Raw genomic sequence first — 24,096 nt, 5'->3', positions numbered from 1 at the left:
GTAACACCTCGCTGGTCAACCTCATTTTTCGTGATACAATACATAAAGTCTATGCACGACGATGCGATACAGGAAGGATAGTACAGCCTATGACACAACCCCCGTTTATTGCCGTAGAAGGCCCAATTGGCGCTGGAAAAACGACACTGTCCACAATGCTGTCGCAGCAGTTTGACCTGCCGCTAATCAAAGAGATTGTGGAAGAAAATCCGTTTCTCGGCAAGTTTTACGAGAATATCGATGAGTGGAGCTTTCAGCTGGAAATGTTCTTTCTCTGCAACCGATACAAGCAATTGGAAGATACCGGGCTGCAATATATCGCTAACAATCAGCCGGTCATTTCCGATTATCATATCTACAAAAACATGATCTTCGCCGAACGCACACTCAAAGGCGTCAAACGCGATAAGTACCGCCAGATTTATCATCTGCTAACCGACGATCTGCCGAAGCCAGATATTATTCTCTATATTCGTGCTAGTCTGGATACGCTGTTAACGCGGATTGCGCGTCGTGGACGTTCGTTTGAACAGGCGATGGATACAGCATATTTAGAGCAGTTGATCGCTGATTATGATAGTGCGATGGCAGCGATTGCGGTCAATGAGCCGGAGACGAAGATCATTACCATTGACGGCGATGCCGTTGATTTTGTGGAAAATCCGGCGCAATTCAGCGAAATTGCTGCCGCCTTAAAGGAGCTTATACATGAACGAATACAACATACCTGAGAATGCCCTGATCACGATTGCCGGTACAGTAGGTGTCGGCAAATCGACGTTGACGGCGACGCTGGCAGAGCGACTGAATTTCAAAACATCACTGGAAAAGGTCGATCACAACCCGTATCTGGAAAAATTCTATCATGATTTTGAACGTTGGAGCTTTCATCTGCAAATTTATTTTCTGGCTGAAAGATTTAAGGAGCAAAAGCATATTTTTGAAGCGGGCGGTGGCTTTGTACAGGATCGTTCGATCTATGAAGATACCGGTATTTTTGCCAAAATGCACGCAGACAAAGGCACGATGTCAGCGACCGATTACGAGACATATACGAGCTTATTTGAGGCGATGGTCATGACACCGTATTTCCCGCACCCGGATGTGCTTGTCTATCTGGAAGGCAGTCTGCCATCTATTCTGAACCGTATTCAGCTACGCGGACGCCAGATGGAGATTGATACAGATCGTTCATACTGGGAACAGATGCATGGTCGATATTCCAACTGGATCAACGAATTCAGCGCATGCCCGGTGCTGCGTCTGAACATTGACGAATATGATGTACATGATCCAGCTTCGATGGATGAGATTCTGCGCAAGGTGAGCGATGTGATCGCGGTATCACGTCAGGGGAAACTCAACAATGTGATGATCTAATGTTTGGCAATATGGCATGTTAAAGCACAAATAAACAACGAAAAATGGAAAATAAAAGACCACGACTACGTAGGAGAAGCACTCTTGATACGTGGATGTGGTCTTTTGTTGGTGGAATGGTTTGATGACGCGTCTTGCATACGGAGAGTTACAGCTGGTACTCGTGCACGATATGGTGACTTATAAAGTCTAGGAAATCGCCTTGCATGGAACCGAGCGTCAGAATGAACTTGTTGATCAGAAAGCGCCAATGTTCCCCGCCTGCATCGAAGGACCAGATGGACACCAGTGGCATCCGGTATAGAAAGGAATGGTTATACAGGTCAGCCGTATTCCATTGCATCGTATGTACAACTTTGGTAGAGAAGAAATTGAGAAATAGTACCTTCATCGTATTGTGATTGATTAGCAGAATGGCACGACTGGTAGTGGAAGCCATACTTTGTGACTCTACATAACAGCATACCATGTCTGGTTCTCTGTATGGTTCGGCGAGTCGGTTGATTACCTTTTTACGAATAAATAGCATACGCAATTACCTTTCTGTGTAAGAAGTAGGGAACAGTAGCCTGTGTAATATAAGCAAAGAAATGAGATGATGCTATTCGCATAGTTTACCACGAATGATAATAGCAACCAAATTCAGTCTTCCGATCAACGGGACAACGACCGTCCGAACAATTAAAAATAACTCCGATCAACGATATACTTTAACAGCAAACCGCAAGGTTCGTTTCGTGACAGAAACGGCTTTGCGGTTTTTGGTTTATAATGGGCATACATCGTAATTGTTGAAATGGAGGATGAAGATGACTACATTTGATCCGTTATTTTACCCGTACTCTTCGCAGCGTAATGCCGTGTATGCGCGCAATGGGATGGTGGCAACGTCACAGCCACTGGCAGCACAAGCAGGGCTGGATATTTTGAAAAAGGGTGGCAATGCGGTCGATGCTGCTATCGCTACAGCAGCATGCCTGACTGTAGTGGAGCCGACATCGAATGGCATTGGCGGCGATGCATTTGCACTCGTCTGGATGAAGGATGAGCTGCATGGACTGAACGCGAATGGTCCTGCGCCGCAGTCGATCTCTATCGATGCAGTCAAACAAGCTGGGCATGAGCAGATGCCGACACATGGCTGGACACCTGTTACAGTGCCGGGTGCGCCCGCAGCGTGGCAGGCGCTATCGCAGCGATTTGGACGCTTGCCCTTGACGGAAGTGTTGCAGCCAGCGATTGATTATGCAGAACAGGGCTTTCCGATATCGCCTACACTCGGATATTACTGGAATATAGCGTATCAGCGTTTCAGTGAGGTGTTAGAAGGCGAGCAGTATCGTGGTTGGTTTGATACATTTGCACCGCAGGGCAGAGCACCGCGTATCGGTGAGATCTGGTCATCGCCAGGACATGCCGCAACGTTGCGCAGTATTGCAGAGAGCGGCGCAGAATCCTTTTACAGAGGGGAATTGGCTGAGCAGATAGATGCACATTCTCGTGCGCATGGTGGTTATTTGCGTAAGGAGGATTTGGCGTCGTTCAAGCCGGAGTGGGTGCAGCCGATCTCGGTGAATTATCGCGGCTACGATGTGTGGGAGATCCCGCCAGCAGGGCAGGGGCTAATCGCACTCATGGCGCTGAATGTGCTCAAAGGATATACCTTTACCGAGCGGGATACGGTCGATACGCATCATAAGCAGATGGAAGCGATGAAGCTGGCATTTATCGATGGGCTCAAATATATTACGCAAGAAGACAAAATGACGATCCGCGCCGCACAACTGTTATCCGACGAGTATGCTGAGCAGCGTCGTCAGCTGATTGGCGATACCGCATTGCAGCCCGCACCGGGGGAGCCGCCAGCTGGTGGAACTGTGTACCTAGCAACGGCGGACGATGAAGGCAATATGGTGTCTTATATCCAGAGTAACTATATGGGCTTTGGCTCCGGTATCGTCATTCCGGGTACAGGCATTGGCTTGCAAAATCGGGGGCATTCCTTTTCACTGGATACTACTCACGATAATCGACTGGAACCTGGCAAAAAGACGTATCATACGATCATTCCCGGCTTCCTGACCAAGGAGAATCGTCCGGTCGGTCCATTCGGCGTGATGGGCGGGTTTATGCAACCACAGGGGCATGTGCAGGTGGTGATGAATATGATCGACTTCGGGCTGAATCCGCAGGCAGCGCTAGATGCTCCGCGCTGGCAATGGTTGGAAGGGAAAGTGATCGAAGTAGAACCGTCGTTCCCCGATCATCTTGCCCAAAGTCTGATGCGCAAAGGTCATGTCATTCGCCGTGCCAACAGCTCCGGTGGATTTGGACGCGGACAAATAATCGTGCGTGATGAGCAGAATGGTGTGCTGATCGGCGGTACGGAATCACGAACAGATGGGGCTATCGCTTCATGGTAAGCGATTATCTGTCAGCAGTGGCAGCTGCTTCTTCATGATGCTTGCCAACCCAGCTCTCCAATTTTTTGACCAGAAATAATCCGGCAGCAATGAATAGAGCAACGGGCAATAATAGCCACGGATTCTCTATATAACTGTCCAGATCGGAACCGATATACGATACGATAAAGATCATAATTGCCCGTCCCGTTGCAGAGGCAATGAGAAAGGAACGTAGCGAGATGCCGCTTAATCCTGCGGCTGCGTGCATCACGGTAAACGGTCCAAATGGCAGCAAGCTGAACAGAAATAAATACAGAAAGCCGTTTTTTTCGATCCAGCTCAAGCTTTTGCGAATACTTTTTCGCTGGGCAAAGCGTTGAATGTAGGTCCAGTGTGACAATTGACGAACAAGCAGGAATACGGTCAATATGCCGACCATTACACCGAGCCATGAATAGAGGAAGCCATACCATAATCCATTTGCCGCTGCATTAAGCCCAATGACGACCATCGTAGGCAGTGGCGGTACAAACGATAGTAAAAAGGCAAGCGCAATACTGACCAGTGGACCGAAGGCGCGATATTGCTCCATCATGTCCGTTATATCCTGATCTGCCGTAGAGGAGAGCAGCAGTGTGATATCCATTCGTTTCATTCCTTCCTTTTATAAAAAAACAAAACCGCCAGCGACCCAAAATTGGGAGCTGGCGGCTGCATGATTGAATATGATGCGATCATACGACTCGTCAACAGTAGACGAAGATCACGATGAACGCCAAGGCATTGCAGGCAGCCGATATGGTGCTATACGTATAATTACCCGTTCCATCCATATCTGACCGCGTTGCTGGTAAATTTCATTACCTGTGCAACTCAATCATTGTTCAAGCTTGTGTCTGTGCATCCTTTTTGCTAAAAAAAGCTTCGATTCGGCGGCTGATCATCAGACAGACGACGATGAACAGCATTACAAGTGCAATATACCACGGCTTTTCCCAGTATAGTGCCAGATCTGCACCGATAAACGAAACGGCGAATACCATCAGCCCTCGCCCGAACAGAATCGCAATCAGAAACGAGCGAAAGCGAATACCGCTCAAGCCCGCCGCAATATTCAGCATCGTAAATGGACCGACTGGAAACAGACTGAGCAGAAATACATACGTAAATCCATTGTCGCGAATCCAGCGCCGGGTACGATCTACTTTGGGGCGATTGGCAAGACGCGCCAGATAACGGTGCTGTGACAGCTTGCGAATCAGCACAAACGCCACCAGCGATCCGCCGATAATGCCGATATACGAATACAGAAAACCGATCCATAGCCCGTACACGGCGGCATTGACGCCCAGTACGATCACCGTTGGCATCGGTGGAATAAATGATTTTAGAAATGGAATCAGAATGCTAATCAATGGTCCGAGTGACCGATATTCATTCATCCATCGCTTTAGATTGTCTTCGTTAAGATAAGACAGCCAATCCAAAACTGCAATCTCCATAGTGCGCCTACCCCTTTGTTTTGCCTTGTTGAATCTGCCAATGGCCGCATATTTGTGTGCGATTTCTCTCTCGTTGTTTTTATTATAGCGGATGAAAGTACAAATGGAGTAGGATGGAATAAGCAAAGTGAACAACAGAATATACATACGAAAGGAATAGACTCATGCATATCCTGATTCAATTGTCGCGTCGGCTGATCCGAATGCGCAAATCGGTGCTGGCGTTTACCGCACTGCTGTTTGTTCTTGTCAGCTCGTTGATCGCGTATGCGCTGGAGCCGCAGACGTTTGGGCACTGGTTTAATGCGCTGTACTGGGTGCTGACGACGATGTCGACGGTCGGGTACGGAGATTATTTTATGGAACACGTACCGGGCAAGCTATTTACGATATTTCTATACATCTTTGGGATCGGGCTGCTTAGTCTGATTATCGGGAAAATCATCGACTCCATGGGGGAATACAATCGCAGAAGGGACGCGGGCAAATTGAGTTATACCGGGCACAATCATGTCGTCATTATCAATTGGAGCAAAAAGGCGCAATATGCGATTGATGAGCTATTTTCCAGTAATCCGCAATTGGACATTATTATTATCGACGAGCTGGACAAGCATCCGCACGATCATCCGCAGGTGCATTATGTGCATGGTGATCCGACACGCGAAGAAGTACTAGAGCAGGCGAATATCGCCCATGCGCAATCGGCAATTATTTTCGCTGATTCGCGGATTGACGATGCTTCCCTCGTAGATGGCAAATCACTGCTAGTCGCTTCCAGTATCGAACGCATCGCCCCGCAAGTACATACCACCGTAGAAATTATGCTGGAAAATCATATCAAAAACTTTCGTCATGTGCATATTAATGAATTTGTACTATCTCATGATGCGATCTCACGTCTCGCGGTACGTTCGGCGCTGCACGAAGGCAACAATGATATTATTAATCAGCTATTGAATCGGCGATATGGCGAGGATCTATTTCATGTGCCAGTACGTGCGGAATGGCGCAGCTATGGTGATGCCTTTCATGCGCTACTGGCGGAAGGTGCAACATTGATCAGTGATCGTAATGATATGACGATCAACCGCAAGCTAAATGACGCAATACCGGAAGATGCCAAGCTGTTCGTATTATGTGACGATGCTACCTATGCGCGCATGAACGGTTCCATCAATCCGGCACATAATCAAGCAAAAACATAATCAGAGGATAGCAGTCTCAGCGGAAACCGAACGTTCGGACGAATCGGATGGTCGGTCACTGTTTGTACACAGTGCACGGCATTCTCGATAAGGACCACCAGCGCAATTGATACAGCAGGTACGATTGTCCGTTTGCAGAGCGGCACTGATCGCTTCGCCTGTATGGTCAAAGCAGCACTGTTCACCAATCTGATGCAACAAACCGCTACGCTTCAACAGATGAAGCGGCTGGGCAACCAGACCAGATAGCAGCAGTCTGCCACCATGCTGGCTGATCTGATTGTGAAGTGTACGCAATCGTGCTTCACCGGAAGCATCGATCAGGCTAACTCTGCCCATCCGTAATAGCAGGACGCCTTCCGGTCGATACGCCTGCACAAATTCGGGCTGTTCAAACGGATTGACCGATCCGAAAAATAGCGGACCCTGAAGCGTGAAAATAGACAATCGCTCACAATGCATCGTATTGCTATCTCCAGCATGTACAGATAAGGGAGCTACTTTACCGTGACGGAGTTGATGATCTGGTACGACTTGCCGAATCTGCTGCGCGGCTGCACTTTTGTATACAAACATAATCATGGATAGCGCCAAGCCGACTTCGACTGCTAGCGTTAATGTTGTACCGACAGTCAGCAGAAAAGTCACCAGCAGCACCAGCGAATCTCCATTTCGTAAACGCAAAATAGCTGCAAAGCTGCGCCGCTCGCTCATATTCCAAGCGACCACCATCAGAATCGGTGCCATAGAGGATAACGGAATAGCAGAAGCATACGGTGCAAGAAGCAGCAAGACGAGCAGAACGACCAATCCATGTACGATACCGGACACTTTGGAGAAGGCACCGCTTTTGATATTCGTAGCTGTACGAGCAATCGCTCCTGTTGCCGGAATGCCGCCGAACAATGGCGTTATCATATTGGCAATACCCTGTCCGATCAATTCGCGATTGGCGCGATGTCGCGTACCGCTCATCTCATCCGCCACGACAGCAGATAGCAAGGATTCGATACTTCCGAGCAGAGCGATAATACAAGCGGGTTGAATCATAAGTACAATGGTCGACCAAGAGAGATCAAGCCCATGCAGACCGGGTAAGGCGGCTGGAATCTCACCGTAAGCAGAGCCAATCGTTGCTACCTTGCCGCTCCATAGCCAGACGGAGAATAGCGTAGCCGTGAGCAGACCGACGAGTGAAGCGGGGATGCGGGGCAATACGCGTGGAATGAGTAGCAATGCGGTTAGACAGAGAAGTGCGATTGCGACGCTATATAGATTGATCGTATGCAGATGCAAGCCGATTTCTTTCATATTCAATAGAAAGCTTTCGTGACGTTGTAAGCCGGTCAATCCGAGGAAGCTGCCGATCTGTCCGGTGAAAATCGTAACGGCAATCCCGGCGGTAAAACCTACGGTGACAGGTCTTGGTATAAAGCGAATGAGTGCGCCAAGACGCAGCAATCCCATTACAACGAGCAATATACCAGCTAGAAAGCCGGCAACGAGTAATTTATCGTATCCGTATTGAAGTACGATGGCGAGCAAGACAGGGATAAATGCGCCAGTGGGACCGCCAATCTGGAATCGAGATCCGCCGAATAATGAGATCAAGATGCCGGCGATAATCGTTGTATATAGTCCCGTTTCCGGCTTCACACCGGAAGCGATGGCAAATGCCATGCCGAGCGGAATGGCGATAATGCCGACTGTACAACCGGCGATCAGATCGCATTGTAATTGTTTTCGTCCATACGTGTTGAATCCGAATCGTTGCGCTAATTTCCTGACATTCATAATAGACAGACCTTCTTTTTCCGTGATATGGCTAGCTTGGTTTACCATAACGCATGATCCGTGTTAGATGCTGTAACTTACATCATGGTAAAGCGCTCCACAGCAGCATTGCAGAAAATGTCCATGCAGCTTGTCATTCTCAAGCGCGACAATAACGGGTATACTAGGGCAATGAACGTCCATGCCGGGCAGTTCGGTGTGATGGCAATAGGCATATCCTTGTTACTGACAGCTGTCACACAGCAGTATTCCATACATACACCATGAACACCTCATTCACTGCTGTCCGGCGTATGCCCTGTATACTGCATGGATAACCTTATCATTTCGTCGAAAAGGAGCTTATTTATGGCTAACGACTTTACACCCGTTATTGTAAAACATGTGGTGATTGGCGAAGGCGCACCGAAATTATGCGTGCCGCTCGTCGGTCGCACCACCGAACAATTGCAGGAAGAAGCACGCTTTTTACAAACCGCTGATGTGGATGTCGTGGAATGGCGAGCGGACTTTTTTGAACATGTGGATAGTATAGAACGCGTTCGCGCTGCATTGCTGGAGATTCGTGCGTATTTGCCATCTGTGCCGATGATCTTTACGTTCCGTACGGCAAAAGAAGGCGGAGAACGCGAGATTGATGCCGATTATTATGTACAGCTGAATCAGTCGCTGGCAGCTTCCGGTCAGGTCGATCTGATCGATATTGAGCTGTTCAGCGGCGACGAACATATACAGACCATCGTGGACAAGGCGCATCAGCATCATACGGCGGTGATTATTTCCAATCATGATTTTCAGGGAACGCCGCCAAAGGAAGAGATGATTTCACGTTTGCGCCGAGCACAGGAGCTGGGTGGCGATCTGCTGAAGCTGGCAGTGATGCCAACATCTGCTGCGGATGTCATTGCTTTGCTGGATGCGACCGTAACGATGCGAGAACAGTATGCGGAACGTCCACTCATTACGATGTCGATGGGTGGTCAGGGATTGATCAGTCGTCTCGCAGGTGAGCTGGTCGGTTCGGCGTTGACCTTTGGCGCTGTCCAACGTGCCTCTGCGCCGGGACAGATTCCGATTGCCGATCTGCGTGGTGTGCTGAATCTACTGCATAACCACTCCAAGTAGGCAGTAATGATCGGTCACGTATGGCGATTGGACAAGCGATGCAGCGTCAGCTGATTATGACAATATGACGCCAAACAACCCATAGTATTCCTCTGCGTATCTATTCGCAGAGGAATTTTTTGTATAAAGATGATCGGAATGGTTTAAAAGAAATCAGAGGCATTATTATGAAGGAGGCAACAACATGTATCTGGTATCCAAGCAGAACAATCTTATCGATGCAGAACAGTTGCGACAGTGGGAGCAGGAGCATGAAGTTACATTGCCTGCGGCGTACAGTGAATTTTTGCAGCAGTATGGACAGGGGACGTATTGTGGATTGCTGCATGTTGAACAACCTGATGCGCAGCAGTTGCAGGGGTTTGCTCAATATGAGTTATGGGATCATGACGAGAGCAGCCACATTACCGCCCAGCAGCTCGAAGAATGTATCGTAATTGCCAGTACAATTGACGGCGATATGATTGCACTGCATCGTGAATTGCCGGGCGGTATCTGGTTGCCGCGTCATGCGACGATTATCGAATCACTCGATTGGGGCACATTATCGTGGCAGCAATTTATGGATATGGAGCTGGGCAAGCGCTATCATCCCGGTTATGAACAGCTGCGTGAGAAAGCTTATTTTGAACCGTTGAATGAATCTAAGCAATATCATCAATTGATGTTACAGAAAGGCAAATCGAAAAAAGGACACGCTAGCCAAGCCGCGTATGGAAATGATCATTCTACACCTAACGCCTCTTCATCAGCTACCAGCGCAGGCGGTGTGTTTATCGTCAACGATCCTGGCGCGGATATGACATACGCTGTTGGAGCATCAGGTTCTTCCAGTGCCGAGATTACACCACATCCGAGCAGCCGTGAACCTTTACGATTGCGACTCAAGGAAACGGCTGATCGGATCGCTTTGCAATGGCCGCCAGATTTGCGATTGGAAACAGAACATTCTGGGCAGCTATTTTATCATAGTGTTGGCGGGTATATTCGATTCAATTATGCGTACGCAGCGGAAGTGTTATTCGTACACGATCATCCCGCAGCGTCCGACAATGAGGAGAATCTGACACAATCGCTACTTCAGGCGCTCAAAGAAGCTGGAATATCGTAAAACAAAGGGCGCGACTGTTTACCATCATGCGATTTCGTGTAACCAATGGTTGTACCTTCTTTTACCAGCAACAAGCTGTATTGGTAAAAGATGAGCTGAATACGACAGCATGATGATCAAGGAGGCGACAGTATGTATCCGGATTTGCAGGGCAAAACAGTCATTGTCACTGGGGCGGCAACAGGAATCGGTCAAGCGATTGCGCTTCGTTTTGGACAGGAAAAAGCGAATGTAGTGATTAATTACCATAGCAACCACGATGGCGTGGAAGAAGCGATTCAGAAGATCAAGGAAGCCGGCGGACAGGCGATTGATGTTCAAGGCGATATGTCGAATGAAGAGGATGCACAGCGCATCATTCAGACGGCACATGATACATTTGGCAGCATGGATATCATGGTTAACAATGCAGGTATGGAAAATGAAGTACCATCGCATGAACTGTCACTGGAAGATTGGAACAAAGTAATCAACGTCAATCTGACCGGGACGTTCCTTGGTAGCCGTGAAGCGATCCGTTACATGCTGAAACATAATATCAAAGGCAGCATTATCAATATGTCGAGCGTGCACGAGATTATTCCGTGGCCGCATTTTGTACACTATACCGCTAGTAAGGGCGGCGTGAAGATGATGACCCAGACGCTGGCAATGGAATACGCGCCGAATGGTATCCGGGTAAATGGCATCGGGCCGGGTGCAATTAACACACCGATCAATGCTGAGAAGTTTGAAGACGAGGAGAAAAAGGCAGCCGTCACCAAGCTGATTCCGATGGGATATATCGGGGAACCGTCCGAGATCGCTTCGGTCGCCGTATGGCTTGCTTCTTCCGAAGCTAGTTACGTAACTGGGATTACCATTTTTGCCGATGGTGGCATGACCAAATACCCTTCGTTCCAAGGTGGGAACGGTTAAACGGGAGGTGACTCTCATGATGGAGCGCAAGTTGAATAACTATGTATCGACAACGGAAGATCCAGCGATTACGCTATTTCCAGAACCGGAGGATGTACTGGAAGATCCATCGTTGACCTGTTACTTTTTGCCGATGTTGTCATTTACGCATGAGCATCTGGAAGATCAGCGTGCGTATCGGATTCATCTATTAAGTACAGACGGGTTGCAATGTTTAGATGATGCGCTATATAGCGAGCAGCATATTTGGGGCTTTGAATATCACGATGGCAAGTACCGCTTTCTTGGCGATATCGATGTGTTTGGCGGGGTGAATATTCCAGAGGTGTACGCGTGGTTAGTGGAGGATTTTGACCGCAACTGTGAGTATTATCTGCATGAGAAGCGGTCCGCCGTCGATTACGGGGAGCAAGTACAGGTGGCATTGTCCAGCATAGCTAATTTTGAAGCTCGCTCGTATGCGGAAAATGTATACAGTTATCTATACGCACGCACTCATTATCAGCGTACTGGCGAATTTCGGCACATTGACGAACTGATCGGCAATCATCGTCCGATGGATCAGCATTTGCTGCTAGATCGGCTGGAAGCGCAGGAGATGAGTGCGATTATACTGGATCATTTGCCAGATACGCTGCGTATGCGTTATGACATGCAACCGGAAATGATCGTCGGCGGTGCCGAGCGCTTTCGGTTCCTGTCTGCTAGCAGTGGCGGCGCGGTACTGGCATTGCTGAATACGCATCGGCAACAGGTATATTTGCTAGAATAAGTACATGCGTATTGTCAGGCAATTGTTGTCGTTTTGGGATAGAGTTGACGGTTACGATATGCTATGATGGAGCTGAGGTGAGTCTATTGACGACAGAACATAATCAACCAGCATCCACATCGGAAGAGGCTTCAGCGAAAAAGCTGAGTCAAGCCGAGATGGCTAAACGTCTGCTGGCACAGAAAAAGCAAGGCAATCAAGGCAAAGGTGGCAACGGACAACAATCCACCGGCACCAAATCGATGAAAAGCCAGATGACCAAAAAAGTAAACAACCAGCGCAAAAAGATGGGAACCTAATCTCTTCCCATGCGCAGTCTGATTTACTGCATCCATAATATTCATCCCGAAAAGACCGATTCGCTGATCCGAACCGGTCTTTTTTGTGCGCGAATTTTTATTTTGTAAACGATCGCAATTATTCCTCACTGTACATATGAAATTCACAAAGCAGCAGTAAGATGTGTTTGTCAGCAGGAAGAGAACACACGAAAATCTCCTTTATACGAATTTATACTCTTTCATGCTTGGATTTGATTGTATACTACGCTTCATCCATACACAGGATATACACACTATTTTATTCAAAGGAAGGGAATTCCCATGACACGAAAATCCGGTATCAAAGGCTTTATTCTCGGCGCAGCATTGACCGCCGTATTGACCACTTCATTCTCCGCTTACGCTGCACCCATTCAGAAAAGCGTCTCCGCCGCACTAAGCGATGTGAAGATCATGCTGAATGGTCAGCAAACAACACTTACCGACAGTTCTGGTAACACAGTAGAACCGATCAATTATAACGGTACGATCTATTTGCCAATCCGTGCATTGTCCAAAGCACTCGGCGTGACCGCAGCCTATGATAGCACCAACTCTACGGTCAAGCTGACCAGCGGTACGACTGCTACAGCAGACGACGAAAGCACTGGCGCAGATATCAATACCGATGAGAATGTACCTGCCAAGCCGGAAGGCGATCTGGCACCAGCCAAACCGGACGGTGATCAAGCACCAGCCAAGCCAGATGGCACCGATAGCGGCTACGGTACAGATGCCAAAGTCGAAGGTACAGGCAAATATACACAATCCGGCGATACCGTCACCAAATCGGATCAGACGATTGCTGCAACCGAAGCCGACCAATCCGCCGTCAAAGTATCCGACAGCGGAACACTGACCCTGACCGACTCAACCATTACCAAAACTGGCGATACATCGTCTGAAGATAACAGTAACTTTTACGGTTTGAATGCTGCGGTTCTGTCGGAATCCGGCAGTACAGTTACGGTAAAAAATACATCCATTATGACCGATGCAGACGGCTCTAACGCAACCTTCTCCACTGGCGAAGGCTCGGTACTGAACATCTCTGATTCTACGATCCAAACAAGTCAAGATTCCTCGCGCGGTTTGGATGCAACGATGACTGGCACGGTCAACGCGACGAATGTGAAGATCACGACAGCTGGCGAACACGCTGCTGCAATTGCTACCGATCGTGGTGAAGGTACAGTGAATGTAACTGGCGGCACAATGAACACATCCGGCGAAGGCTCACCAGGCATCTATTCTACTGGTAAGATTACCGTATCCGGTGCGACGATCAAAGCAACTGGCTCCGAAGCTGTCGTTATCGAAGGTCGGAACTCCGCTACGGTGAAAAATACATCCCTGACTGGTGCAGGTACACGCGGTGTCATGATCTATCAAAGCTATTCCGGCGATGCTGAAGATGGCACAGGTACATTTACAATGACTGGCGGCTCGCTCAATGCAACTGCTGGACCGATCTTCTATTCCACGAATACGGATGCAGTCATTAACCTGAACAATGCCGATGTAACGGGAGCTTCCGGCACGCTGTTGCAGGCTCAAGCTGACAAATGGGGCACCACCGGTTCCAATGGTGCGATTGTGACGTTGAATGCGAATAATCAAGAGTTATCCGGCAATGTTATCGGCGACAGCCTGAGCACGATTACGCTCAAACTGGCTACTGATAGCACTTGGTCAGGCGCATTGAACAGCGATCAGAAGCTGAAATCGGCAACCTTGAAGCTGGATGTAACGAGCAGCTGGAACGTAACTGCCAATTCCTACGTGACTGCTCTGACTGACAGTGACACAACGCTGGCAAATATCAACGACAACGGTCATACGATCTACTACGATGCCGACAACAGTGCCAACAGCTGGTTGAACGGCAAAACGGTAACCTTGCAGGACGGTGGTAAACTGACTCCGATGTCATAAGAGACTTGCATACTCGTATGCTCGCCTATAAAATCAATGGATTGTTCGTGTGTGATATGTAGTAATAATGATTGAAATGAGTCGTTCTATACCTCTATGTGACTTACGCGTTTACGTAAAATATCCAGAACATCAATCGCTTGTTCATAATTGTAGCCTGCTGCCTTTAATGGAGCAGGCTTTTCACTTTTCGCCCGGTAACATGATATGATGAATAACAGAATCATGTATAGGGACATCATAGAACAATGGAAACGGAAGCGGAGGCAGAACAGCATGAAGAATCTACTCGTCACCGGCTACCGTGCGCATGAACTGAGCATTTTCAGTCAAAAGCATGAAGGCATCCACTATATCCGTCAGGCGATCCGCAGTAAGCTAATTCCGCTGCTGGAAGAAGGCTTGGAATGGGTGATTACGCCTGGACAGTACGGCGTCGATCTGTGGGCGTGCGAGACGGCAATTGAATTGAAGCAGGAGTATCCACAGCTGCGGGTGTCGATATTGTCCGCGTTTGCTAATCCAGAGGAACGTTGGAGCGATGACAAGAAGGACTATTACAATCAGATTTTGAAAGGCATTGATTTCCACGGCATCGTCAGCAACCAGCCGTATCAGGGCATCTGGCAATTCAAAGCGCGTGATGAACTGCTGTTCCGCAAAACAGACGGCATTGTGCTAGTATATGACGAAGATGCAGGAGAAGGCAGCCCGCGCTTCGTAAAAGAAGAAGCGCTCAAGCGTCAGCAGGAGGAAGGGTATCGTTATATTAGCATCAACTCCGAGGATATTCAGGGCATTGCTGACGAAGAGCGATTGGAGCAGCAATGGGAAGAACCGGAGATGGAGAGGAACGGTAGCCGGAATGAATTGGGCGATGAGATTTGAGGAGGGATGGACATGATCGGAATCAGTGCATGTCTGACTGGTGCCGCTTGCCGGTACGACGGACGCAGCAATCTGGTACAGCCGCTGGATGAAATGATCTCAGCAGGCACAGCCGTCGCTTTTTGCCCGGAAGTGCTGGGCGGTCTGAGTACACCACGCGAACCAGCGGAGATTGTGGGCGGTACAGCGGAGGATGTATGGGAAGGACAGGCAAAAGTGCTGACGGTATCCGGTGAAGATGTGACGGCTGCTTTTCAACACGGTGCACAGCTTGCACTGGAACAAGCGCAGCAGGCTGGTATTACAGTAGCAGTGTTAAAAGCGAACAGCCCATCCTGCGGCAGCCGGATGGTATACGATGGTACCTTTAGCGGTAGCAAATTGCCTGGCTCCGGTTTGACGGCAGCGTTATTTCGCCGTCATGGCATTATCGTGCTGGATGAGCATATGCTGGAGCAATTGCCAGATATGGTTGCTGCGAACGCTGGACAGAGCAAAGTGTACTGACCATCCGTCTTCATGCAGATCGGTAGATACCGTATAACATTTGAATAAGAGTAAAAACCATGCAATGAACATCATCTGAATAGGATGTGGATCGCATGGTTTTTACTTTTATTTTGAATACATAAAAAATACATAGATAGGTTCGGAATTTAAAATTATATATAGTCAAATGTTATTCACATTTGGATGAAGATAGCAAAGATTCGATTATTTCGTATGTTCCTTGTTAAATGAATTTATGCAAGCTAACTATACGCAGCAGGTAGGCTTCTTACAAAAAATAAGGTGATCTAGATCACATCATGCCTATTTTACCAGCGGTATACTGGGTACATCAAAAGCATTTAATTTTAGATATTAAAGATTGTGAAATATGTAACATAGTTATGATACATCACCCTATAGATAGGCATATCATTGCCGAAGCGACAACAACAGAAATAAACGGAGGGAAACGTAATGACCACAACACGTGAACGACTTGTACTGATTGGAAACGGAATGGCAGGCGTAGCAACACTGGAGCAGATTATCAAATTAGGCGGCAATTATGATATCACCGTCATCGGTAGCGAACCACATCCGAACTATAACCGGATCATGCTGTCCTACGTACTGGAAGGCAGTCAGACGATTGATGATATCGTGCTGAACAGCCGCGAATGGTATGAGGAGAATGGCATCACGCTGCATACTGGTGTCACAGTCACATCGATTGACAATGACAATCGCCTGATCATGACAGATAACGGCACAGCGGTTCCTTACGACAAAGTGATTATCGCTACTGGCTCCAGCTCGCTCATTCTACCGATTCCGGGTCATGACAAGCAAGGTGTTGTCGGTTTCCGCGATATTGCAGATTGTCATCAGATGATGGAAGCAGCAGCTCATTATCCGCGCGCAGCCGTTATCGGCGGCGGATTGCTCGGTCTGGAAGCCGCCAAAGGTCTGGTTAGTCTCGGCATGGACGTCACGGTTGTGCATCTGATGAACGATCTGATGGAACGTCAACTGGATTACGTCGCTGCCGCTATGCTGAAAAAAGAACTGGAATCGCAAGGCATCAAATTCATGATGGGTGCACAAACGGCTGAACTGCAAGGCGGCGAACGCGTAGAAAGCCTATTGTTCAAAGATGGAACCGTACTGGAAGCTGACTTTGTCGTTATGGCAGCCGGTATCCGTCCGAATATAGCAGTGGCACGTAATAGTGGAATTGAAACAGAACGCGGCATTCTGGTTAACGACTATTTGCAAACATCGATGGACAACGTATATGCTGTCGGCGAATGCGTACAGCATCGTGGCAACTGCTACGGTTTGGTTGCTCCGCTGTTTGAACAAGGTATGGTACTTGCCAAACACATTTGCGGCAATCCAGCGACACCATATGAAGGTTCAACCGTATCCACCAAATTGAAAATCTCCGGCGTCGATGTATTCTCGGCTGGCGTCTTTATCGAAAATGAACAACAATCCGTCATCACCGCGCGTGATGATTGGAAGAAAACATATAAAAAGATCATTTTGCAAGACAATATGATCGTCGGTGCCGTCCTGTTTGGCGATATTAACGATTCGGCACAATTGCAAAAATTGATCCGCGATAGCGCACCGATGACTGACGAGCTGTATGCTGAGCTGATGGGCACCGGCGGTTGCAGTCATAGCAAGAAAAAAGCTTCGGTTGAAACGATGTCGGATGACGAAATCGTCTGCGGTTGTAACGGTGTTACCAAGCTGGATATCGTTAGTGCGATTCAAGACAAAGGGCTGACCAGCGTAGATGAGATCAAAGCTTGCACTGGCGCCACCCGCTCGTGTGGCGGTTGTAAACCCGTTGTGGAGCAAATTCTGCAATTCGTCCTCGGTGACGGCGCAGCTGTCGCTTCGAGCCAAGGAATGTGCGCTTGTACAACCCACAGCCGTGACGATGTAGTTGCTGCTATTCGCGACAAAGGTCTGAAAACGATCAAAGAAGTGATGAACGTGATGGAGTGGAAGCATCCTGAAGGCTGCTCGAAATGCCGTCCAGCGATCAACTACTATCTCGGTATGATCAACCCGGTTCAATATCAAGATGAAAAAGAATCGCGCTTCGTCAACGAACGCATGAACGCCAATATTCAAAAAGACGGCACCTACACTGTAGTCCCACGGATGTACGGCGGTGTTACGACACCAGAAGATCTGAAAAAAATCGCCGACGTCTCGGTCAAATACAATGTCAAAGCTGTAAAAATGACGGGCGGACAACGGATCGACCTGATCGGTGTACAAAAAGAAGACCTGCCCAGCGTCTGGGAAGAACTTGATATGCCATCTGGGTACGCCTACGCCAAATCGCTCCGTACCGTCAAAACCTGTGTCGGCTCCCAATTTTGCCGCTTTGGTACACAGGATTCGATGGGCATGGGCGCCCTACTGGAACAGCGGTTTGAACGTCTCGACTTCCCTGCCAAATTCAAAATGGCAGTTAACGGCTGCCCACGCAACTGCGCTGAATCGTGTACGAAAGACATCGGCATCGTCGGCAACGATGGCGGCTGGGAGATCTTCATCGGCGGTAACGGCGGGATCAAGGCTCGTCTGGCGGATTCGTTCTGCAAAGTAAAAACTGATCAGGAGCTGATCGATCTGTGCGGCGCAATTATCCAATACTACCGCGAAACAGGGAAATATCTCGAACGCACCTCGGAGTGGGTGGAGCGCATGGGACTGGAATCGATCAGAGCGGCTGTGCTGGACGATGAGAACAATCGCCAACAGCTAATCGAACGCGTCAATCTGGCGCTGGCACAAGTCGAAGATCCATGGAAACAAGTACTGAACGACGAACAAACGCGCACCGCCCTATTTGGCAAAAAAGTAGAAGTATAAATAATCAAGAGTAGTATGAATCGCCAATAATATAAATCAGCAATAGAAGTGTACAGCATCCATACGATGCAGCAAAGGAGAGGATTAGCGATGAACAGCACACAACATTTTTACCCCGCAGGAACCAAACATGAATTTCTAAGCCGAATCGGACGTGTTCTGGAGATCCAAGGTCTGGAACTTGCCGTATTCCGCACGTCAGACGATCAAGTCTTCGCGCTCGAAAATCGCAACCCGCATCCGAAGGGTGGACCAATTGCCGAAGGCATCGTCTCCGGTCACGTTCTATATGATCCACTGTATGATTGGCAGATCGATCTGGAAACTGGATTGGTGCAAGCGCCGGATGAAGGGCAAGTACGCACATTCCCGGTTAAGGTGGAACAGGATCAGGTCTGGATCGCCGTTGGATGAGTTGGATATGACAAAATCATTTGTATATAGCACCGCCTGTATTGCCGTCATGAGAGCGACAATACAGGCGGTGTTTGTTTGTATAGAAGGAACGCGTAGTATCTTCATACATATTTCATTTTTAATAACCTGTGAAAAATAGTGACACAGGCGCAGCATTTGCTTATAATGTAGCAGGAGTAACAGGCTATAACAGATATACCAAAATAGTAATACACTTATCCTCATCGGTCCGGATTGAGGCGGAGGAGGGAATAGCAATGATTACGCTGGAAGGCGTGAGCAAATATTTTGGCAAAATTGGTAGTACACTTCCTGCGGTCAAGCAGGTGGATTTGCATATTGGTGCAGGCGATATTCATGGCATCGTCGGCAGCAGTGGCGCAGGTAAATCTACACTACTGCGTATGATCAACATGCTAGAGCGTCCTGATGAAGGTCGTGTCATCGTAGGCGAACAGCAGTTGACCACCTTGTCGGAACGTCAATTGCGTCCAGTACGCCAGCGAATCGGTATGATTTTTCAGCAATTCAATCTGGTGCACAATCGTACCGTTGGCGGCAATGTGTCAGCGGCGCTCGAACTAGCAGGCATCAAGCGGGCAGAACGAGAACAGCGCATTAAAGAGTGTCTGGAGCAGGTTGGCTTGTTGGATCGAATCCAATATTATCCGTCTCAATTAAGCGGAGGGCAGCGCCAGCGTGTTGGCATTGCGCGTGCGATTGCTACACGTCCGCAGGTGCTGTTATGCGATGAACCGACATCAGCGCTTGATCCCGGTACGACCGCAGATATTCTCGGGCTGCTTCGGCAGATCAACGAGCAGCTGGGCGTAACGATTATACTTGTTACGCATGAGATGGATGTAGTGAAAAGCCTCTGTCATACCGTCTCCGTCATGGAGCAGGGCATGATCGTGGAGAGGTATTCGCGCGCAGAGGACGGCTTTGCCCCTGCGCCGGATTATACGCTATCGTATCGTGAGCAATTGCTCGGCATCGGAGGTGGCGACCGTGGATAATACACGCACCTTCGGTGAAATGGTAGAGAAGTATCAGACAGAGATCTGGCAGGCGATTGGCGATACCTTTACAATGGTCGGCATTTCACTAGCAGCTGCCATTCTGATCGGTTTGCCGCTCGGTACTTGGATCTATATCACTCGCAAAGGACAGCTGTATGAAAATGTGTATCTGTCCGGGCTGCTGAACAGTATCGTCAATGTCGTACGTTCCTTTCCATTTCTGCTGCTGGTCGTATTTCTGATTCCATTTACACGTATAGTGGTCGGCACATCGATTGGCACCGAAGCAGCATCCGTACCGCTGTCGATTATCGCCATTGCGTATTATTCGCGGCTGGTGGAGCAGGCGCTGCTGGATGTGCCGCGCGGCATCGTCGAAACGGCTCGTGCGATGGGGGCATCTGGTATACAGATCGTTTTCAAATTTCTGTACGTTGAGGCGCGTTCTGGACTCGTACTGGGACTCACGACATCAGCGATTAGCTTCATCTCGTACTCGACCGTGGTCGGTATTGTCGGTGGCGGCGGAATTGGTGATTTTGCGATTCGATACGGGTATCAGCGCTTTGAAACCGATGTAATGGTCTATATGATCATTCTTATGATTATTTTAGTACAGGCGGTACAATTCACTGGCAGCTTAATCTCGCGCCTGATCGACAAGCGTTGACGGATAAGGAAATGCTGGAAAAGCCAAAAAAGTAACATCTACATTATCACTACACAAATACGGGGGTATCTATTGCATATGTTTAACAAAAAACCGATCCTGATCCTACTGTTCGCTATGGCACTGCTACTGGCAGCATGTGGACAACAAGTAACTACCGAAACGAACAACGCATCCAGTGAAAGCACGAGCGGAGCAAGCACAACTAGCGAAACGACATTAAAAGTCGCTACTCTGATCCCGCCAATGACCGATATTCTGGACATCGTGAAACCGCTGATGAAGCAGGACGGCATCAATCTGGATGTTATCGTGTTATCAGATAACGTACAGCCGAACGATGCACTGGCAAACAAAGAAGTCGACGCCAACTTCTTCCAGCACGTACCATATATGACGCAGTACAATGAAAGCAAAGGCAGCAATCTCGTAGGCATTCAACCGATCTACAACGCCATCTATGGCGCGTATTCCAAAAACTATAAAAGCATCGACGCTCTGCCAGAAGGCGCAACGATCGCGATCGCTAACGATCCGTCCAACATCGGTCGCTCCCTGCAAATGTTTGCCCAAGCTGGCATGATCACGCTCAAAGACGGCGTAGGCATGAATGCCGTACAAGCCGATATTACAGCCAATCCGAAAAACTTCAAATTCAAAGAAGTCGATCTGCTGATGCTAGCACGGATGTATGACGAAGCTGATCTGGTAGCAATGACTCCAGCCTATGCCAAACCGCTGAACCTGACTCCAGTCAAAGACGCACTTGTAACGGAAAAAGAAGACTCCACCTTCGCCATCACACTTGTTGCACGCGAAGACAACAAGGACTCCGCTGCTATCCAAAAGCTGAAAGAACATATGGCAGGTCCAGAAGTGAAGAAGTTCCTGCAAGATAACTACGCAGATATCGCAGTACCTGCCTTTTAAGCGGATCATTTGAGCGGGGAGCTGCATCACAATCACGTGGCTCTCCAAAGATAAATAGGCTGTACTAGCACAAAAAACCTGTCGCACCCTTTGGGGTAGGACAGGTTTTTTTGTATTCACTGTTTGTATTCACTGTTCGTAAAACAGCTCATCTGATTGTCTTTACCCGATCCTACTTATATAGGAATGAGACATTATATTCCTTCCAGTTCACGACCACGCATCCATTTGATCATAGCTGGATCAGCATGAGAGAAAAATTGGCTCTCCCCTAGATTTAAAGTGGCGATTTCAGCTTTGTCGTCAGCGGTTAATGCAAAATCGAAAACATCGATATTTTCCACCATACGTTCTGGTTGGATCGATTTGGCGAGTACGATGACATCTTGTTCAACTAGCCAGCGAACGATTACCTGAGCAATCGACTTATTGTATCGTTGAGCGATTTCGCTCAGGACGGGATGGCTAAAAATATCATTTTTGCCCTCGGCAAAAGGTGCCCATGCTTCAACTGCGATGCCTTCTTGCTGCAATGCTTGGATCTGGCTCACCTGTTGCTGGAACGGATTGATTTCGATTTGGTTGATCTGCGGTACAACTTCGTTAAATTCGGCTAAATCGACTGCACGATCAACGGCAAAGTTTGAAATGCCGATGGAGCGCACGTGACCCGCTGTTTGCAGTTGTTCCATAGCACGCCATGCACCATACACATCGTTGAAAGGCTGATGAATCAACAGCAAATCTACATAATCCAGTCCAAGACGTGCCAGGGATTCATCAAATGATCTCATCACTCCGTCGTAACTGACATTGTGTACCCAGATTTTTGTAGTTACGAACAATTCGTCGCGAGCAATGCCGGATGCGGCGATACCTTCCCCTACTTCGCGCTCATTCAGATAACTCTGTGCAGTGTCGATATGTCGATAACCAGCATGGATCGCATTTTGAACTGCCTGAGCTGTCTGTTCTTTGGGTATTTGAAATACTCCAAACCCCAAAATAGGAATGTCTATACCATTATTGAGTTGGACTGTTTGCATACTTGTGTGTCCTCCTTCATGTTATTGCGGTTTCTTGTATAAAAGTAAACGATGGAGTCCACTCCATAGCAACTACTTTTTATTCAACTCCCATAATTTCTCAATATCGGCATCCGAAAAGGTGTTACTTTTAAACTTGGCGATATGATCGTCATACGTTTCTATTTTATAAGCAAGCAGATCGCGTGCAGTCTGAATCTCCCGTAATTTTTCATCTACTTCTTCCAATTGATCAATCAGAATTTGTTTTTGTTGGTCTGCGACATGTTGCTCATCTGCTTCGCGTGCTTGCGATAACCGTAAAAATTCCTGTAGCGATTCCATCGTCATTCCAGCTTTGCGGAGTGTTTTCACCAAGTAAATCCAATTCAAATCTCGTGTCTGGTAATCACGATAACCATTGGTATTGCGGGTGACAGGTGGAATGATAGCTGACTTTTCATAATATCGCAGTGTATCAATCGAGATGCCGAACAATTCAGATACTTGTTTTGAGTTCATATGATTCACTCCATTGGGATAGGCATACAGAGGTTGGTAGGATCGTATTGCTGGTAGTAGCTGCTGGGAGTTGGTTAGAAATGGGATATTCTATACCAGACATCGTCATCCAGCTCGTCAGCAACGGAACGATTCTCGACGCCAATTGCTGCGGCGTTTCGCGGCGATCCTTTTGCTCCAGATTCCATTGTAAGGTTGCGCCGTACAGCGACCAGCTGATCATCGCGGACAAAGGAACCAATTGCGCCTCATCCTGATCCGGCAGATGATGAGTTAACTGTTGTAGTATATACTGCTGCAATTGGGACTTCATATTTTTCTCGACCAACGGACTGAGCGAATCGAAATTTTTGGGACATTGGGAACTGGAATATTCGTGATAATTGCATAGCGCACAGATTAGGGTCGTTAGTGCTTCCGCAGAAAGTGCCTGTTGCGGATCGATGCCTTTGTACAGCAATTGAATCAACTGTGTGGAGATCATATATTCCAGTAATTCGTATTTGTCGGTGTAATGAGTGTAAAATGTAACCCGGTTAATGGTGGCACGACGGGTAATATCGCTCACCGTAATCTCATTAAATTCTTTCGTTTGCAGCAATTCGACAAACGCCTGATGAATCAATTGGCGTGTACGAATGACACGAGGGTCCTGCGCATTCGGGCGTGGTGCTGTATTCATAGGGGATACCTCCTGTATCGGTCATATAGTAGTCATGTGCCAATGTCTAAACTACAATTACTAACATGTGAGACTTAAAC

The 24,096-nt window shown here is 48.1% G+C and carries 24 protein-coding genes; 17 read left to right on the top strand and 7 right to left on the bottom strand.

The window, feature by feature from the left end:
* Positions 1–89 precede the first annotated feature (89 nt).
* Entirely contained in the window at positions 90–731 is a 642-nt protein-coding gene (locus ACDE64_RS19490) for a deoxynucleoside kinase (protein WP_411347946.1), read from the top strand.
* On the top strand, positions 709–1,380 hold the full coding sequence (locus ACDE64_RS19485; RefSeq protein WP_411347945.1) for a deoxynucleoside kinase: 672 nt from the start codon (positions 709–711) through the stop codon (positions 1,378–1,380). Before ACDE64_RS19490 ends, ACDE64_RS19485 begins: the two co-directional genes overlap by 23 nt.
* A gap of 148 nt (positions 1,381–1,528) precedes the next feature.
* Here the strand turns inward: ACDE64_RS19485 and ACDE64_RS19480 are convergent, their stop codons facing one another.
* Complete coding sequence (locus ACDE64_RS19480) at positions 1,529–1,909, bottom strand: hypothetical protein (RefSeq protein WP_411347944.1); 381 nt, start codon at positions 1,907–1,909, stop codon at positions 1,529–1,531.
* Positions 1,910–2,189: 280 nt separating this feature from the next.
* Here ACDE64_RS19480 and ACDE64_RS19475 point away from each other — a divergent pair, with 280 nt between their 5' ends.
* A complete protein-coding gene (locus ACDE64_RS19475) occupies positions 2,190–3,803 on the top strand; it encodes a gamma-glutamyltransferase family protein (RefSeq protein ID WP_411347943.1) in 1,614 nt (537 codons plus the stop codon).
* A gap of 4 nt (positions 3,804–3,807) precedes the next feature.
* Here ACDE64_RS19475 and ACDE64_RS19470 read toward each other — a convergent pair whose 3' ends face one another.
* Together ACDE64_RS19470 and ACDE64_RS19465 are read right to left on the bottom strand one after the other, a co-directional pair.
* Entirely contained in the window at positions 3,808–4,440 is a 633-nt protein-coding gene (locus tag ACDE64_RS19470) for a TVP38/TMEM64 family protein (RefSeq protein ID WP_411347942.1), read from the bottom strand.
* Positions 4,441–4,669: 229 nt separating this feature from the next.
* Complete coding sequence (locus tag ACDE64_RS19465) at positions 4,670–5,287, bottom strand: TVP38/TMEM64 family protein (protein WP_411347941.1); 618 nt, start codon at positions 5,285–5,287, stop codon at positions 4,670–4,672.
* Between the two features lie 164 nt (positions 5,288–5,451).
* On the opposite strand from ACDE64_RS19465, the gene ACDE64_RS19460 reads away from it, so the two are divergent.
* Positions 5,452–6,495 (top strand): potassium channel family protein, encoded by a 1,044-nt coding sequence (locus tag ACDE64_RS19460; RefSeq protein ID WP_411347940.1) that lies wholly within the window; start codon positions 5,452–5,454, stop codon positions 6,493–6,495.
* Here the strand turns inward: ACDE64_RS19460 and ACDE64_RS19455 are convergent, their stop codons facing one another.
* Positions 6,496–8,289: a SulP family inorganic anion transporter gene (locus ACDE64_RS19455; protein ID WP_411347939.1), complete on the bottom strand. Its 1,794-nt coding sequence runs from the start codon at positions 8,287–8,289 to the stop codon at positions 6,496–6,498. It lies immediately after the preceding gene.
* 348 nt (positions 8,290–8,637) lie between these two features.
* Between ACDE64_RS19455 and aroD the strand changes: the two genes are divergently transcribed.
* The 13 genes from aroD to ACDE64_RS19390 all read left to right on the top strand — a co-directional run bounded on the left by aroD (position 8,638) and on the right by ACDE64_RS19390 (position 21,787).
* A complete protein-coding gene (gene aroD, locus ACDE64_RS19450) occupies positions 8,638–9,414 on the top strand; it encodes a type I 3-dehydroquinate dehydratase (protein WP_411347938.1) in 777 nt (258 codons plus the stop codon).
* Between the two features lie 184 nt (positions 9,415–9,598).
* Positions 9,599–10,525: an SMI1/KNR4 family protein gene (locus tag ACDE64_RS19445; protein ID WP_411347937.1), complete on the top strand. Its 927-nt coding sequence runs from the start codon at positions 9,599–9,601 to the stop codon at positions 10,523–10,525.
* A 132-nt stretch (positions 10,526–10,657) separates the two neighbouring features.
* Positions 10,658–11,443 carry a glucose-1-dehydrogenase gene (locus ACDE64_RS19440; RefSeq protein WP_411343728.1) on the top strand — a complete coding sequence of 262 codons (786 nt, stop codon included), beginning with the start codon at positions 10,658–10,660 and terminating at the stop codon, positions 11,441–11,443.
* A gap of 16 nt (positions 11,444–11,459) precedes the next feature.
* Positions 11,460–12,215 (top strand): hypothetical protein, encoded by a 756-nt coding sequence (locus tag ACDE64_RS19435; protein WP_411347936.1) that lies wholly within the window; start codon positions 11,460–11,462, stop codon positions 12,213–12,215.
* An 86-nt stretch (positions 12,216–12,301) separates the two neighbouring features.
* Positions 12,302–12,514: a hypothetical protein gene (locus tag ACDE64_RS19430; RefSeq protein ID WP_411343726.1), complete on the top strand. Its 213-nt coding sequence runs from the start codon at positions 12,302–12,304 to the stop codon at positions 12,512–12,514.
* Positions 12,515–12,817: 303 nt separating this feature from the next.
* Positions 12,818–14,470, top strand: a complete 1,653-nt coding sequence (locus ACDE64_RS19425) for a stalk domain-containing protein (RefSeq protein WP_411347935.1) — start codon at positions 12,818–12,820, stop codon at positions 14,468–14,470.
* Positions 14,471–14,746: 276 nt separating this feature from the next.
* A complete protein-coding gene (locus ACDE64_RS19420; protein WP_411347934.1) occupies positions 14,747–15,358 on the top strand; it encodes a DUF1273 domain-containing protein in 612 nt (203 codons plus the stop codon).
* Between the two features lie 12 nt (positions 15,359–15,370).
* A complete protein-coding gene (locus ACDE64_RS19415) occupies positions 15,371–15,865 on the top strand; it encodes a DUF523 domain-containing protein (RefSeq protein ID WP_411347932.1) in 495 nt (164 codons plus the stop codon).
* A gap of 459 nt (positions 15,866–16,324) precedes the next feature.
* Positions 16,325–18,748 (top strand): nitrite reductase large subunit NirB, encoded by a 2,424-nt coding sequence (nirB, locus tag ACDE64_RS19410; RefSeq protein ID WP_411347930.1) that lies wholly within the window; start codon positions 16,325–16,327, stop codon positions 18,746–18,748.
* A 90-nt stretch (positions 18,749–18,838) separates the two neighbouring features.
* On the top strand, positions 18,839–19,162 hold the full coding sequence (gene nirD / locus ACDE64_RS19405) for a nitrite reductase small subunit NirD (RefSeq protein WP_411343721.1): 324 nt from the start codon (positions 18,839–18,841) through the stop codon (positions 19,160–19,162).
* 260 nt (positions 19,163–19,422) lie between these two features.
* Complete coding sequence (locus ACDE64_RS19400; RefSeq protein ID WP_411347928.1) at positions 19,423–20,184, top strand: methionine ABC transporter ATP-binding protein; 762 nt, start codon at positions 19,423–19,425, stop codon at positions 20,182–20,184.
* Between the two features lie 19 nt (positions 20,185–20,203).
* A complete protein-coding gene (locus ACDE64_RS19395; RefSeq protein WP_411350345.1) occupies positions 20,204–20,857 on the top strand; it encodes a methionine ABC transporter permease in 654 nt (217 codons plus the stop codon).
* Between the two features lie 78 nt (positions 20,858–20,935).
* Positions 20,936–21,787: a MetQ/NlpA family ABC transporter substrate-binding protein gene (locus ACDE64_RS19390; RefSeq protein ID WP_411347927.1), complete on the top strand. Its 852-nt coding sequence runs from the start codon at positions 20,936–20,938 to the stop codon at positions 21,785–21,787.
* A gap of 194 nt (positions 21,788–21,981) precedes the next feature.
* Here ACDE64_RS19390 and ACDE64_RS19385 read toward each other — a convergent pair whose 3' ends face one another.
* From ACDE64_RS19385 to ACDE64_RS19375, 3 genes are all read right to left on the bottom strand, one after another.
* Positions 21,982–22,833, bottom strand: a complete 852-nt coding sequence (locus tag ACDE64_RS19385; protein WP_411347926.1) for an aldo/keto reductase — start codon at positions 22,831–22,833, stop codon at positions 21,982–21,984.
* A 72-nt stretch (positions 22,834–22,905) separates the two neighbouring features.
* Positions 22,906–23,334, bottom strand: coding sequence for a MerR family transcriptional regulator (locus tag ACDE64_RS19380; RefSeq protein ID WP_411347925.1), 429 nt, complete (start codon positions 23,332–23,334; stop codon positions 22,906–22,908).
* Entirely contained in the window at positions 23,312–24,016 is a 705-nt protein-coding gene (locus ACDE64_RS19375) for a TetR family transcriptional regulator (protein WP_411347924.1), read from the bottom strand. The genes ACDE64_RS19380 and ACDE64_RS19375 overlap by 23 nt, the downstream gene beginning before the upstream one ends.
* Between the last annotated feature and the right edge of the window lie 80 nt (positions 24,017–24,096).

The organism is Paenibacillus sp. WLX2291 (genome assembly GCF_046603665.1).
GTDB lineage: Bacteria > Bacillota > Bacilli > Paenibacillales > Paenibacillaceae > Saccharibacillus.
Note: the sequence above shows the minus strand (reverse complement) of the source record. Positions and strands in the feature narration are given on the sequence as shown.